This window comes from Vagococcus elongatus, assembly GCF_003987645.1.
Taxonomy (GTDB): Bacteria; Bacillota; Bacilli; order Lactobacillales; family Vagococcaceae; genus Vagococcus_A; species Vagococcus_A elongatus.
The window spans coordinates 1-1,166 of sequence record NZ_NGKA01000053.1; the positions used below are offsets into that span (position 1 = coordinate 1).

1 protein-coding gene is annotated in these 1,166 nt (G+C 37.2%); it reads right to left on the reverse strand.

The annotated features are described in order from the left end of the window. Positions 1 to 83: 83 nt before the first annotated feature. Positions 84 to 1,166: ISL3 family transposase (locus CBF29_RS13625; RefSeq protein WP_126810242.1), on the reverse strand; the 1,083-nt coding region annotated here is incomplete at its 5' end.

Here is a 1,166-nt window from a genome sequence, read left to right on the forward strand (position 1 = left end):
GGCTCTTTGTCAAATAGGACTGATGAATAAAAATTAGTTTGGAACTGAGTAGGAGTGTTTACTCTACTTAGTTCCTTTTTCTGTTATTTTATTTGTATTAAACCATTCATCATAAAAATTCTAATTCTCATGTTACGAAATGATTTAAAGCCGTAGGACACTCGCTTCAATGTTTTAATATGGGTATTCTTGGCTTCCAATTTACCATTGGAATAAGGGTAAATAAGGGCATTGGTAATGCCTGTTTCATAGTTTAAGAGGTTTTGTACTTTCTGTTTAAACTCTTCATCAAGATGTTCCGGCAAGTTTTTTAAGTGTTCGAAAAACAGAGCAACATCCTTACTTCTAAAAGCATTCAACAGGTTATGAAAACAGTGGTAGGTATCGTAAAGTTTTTGCGAATAGGAAAGCAGTCGGTCAATCACCATTCCCTCCGTGAGGAGAGGATAGTTAGGAGCTCTAAAACTTCGCCAACTACGGTAACTTGTCCAGTCAACGTTTTGATAATCCTTTAACAGTAACTTCCAGTTAGCTTTGATTTTTCGGGCTTCAATGAGATGCCTGTTCTTCTTTAACCGCTTGACTTCTTTTACTCTGAAGTCATTGAACGCAGTATTGATATGTTTGACCACATGAAAACGATCAATGATGATTTTCGCTTGTTTGAAGCAGGTTTTTGTCAGTTTAAAATAGGCGGCATTCATATCTGTGACGAGAAAATGGACTTGATTTAATGCTTCTTGAGGGTAGCGGTTAAAATGCCTTTCCAACTTATCGTGTTGCCGACTCGGTAAAACATCAACAAGTTTTCCGGATTCACCATCGGCACAAATAAAGCTCATCTTATCTTCTTTCGTCACATGAGAGCGAAACTCATCCACCATCAAGACCGTAGGTAAACTAGCTTTCACGCGATTGTTAGGCACGTAAGGTTCTAGACTTCGCAGAAGCCTGATCACTGTCGTGATAGACACATGACAGAGTTTAGCAATCAGGGTATACGAGATTTTCTCCTTTAAAAGATCTAAAATTTTAAACTTTATGTGCTCTGAAATAAAACAGTTTTCTTTAATAAAGTAGGGACTAGCAGTCGTATAAGAGTGACAGTTTCTACAAAAATATTTCTGTTTCTTCAGTTTCATCACTGTGGGCATGTGATGGTAGTT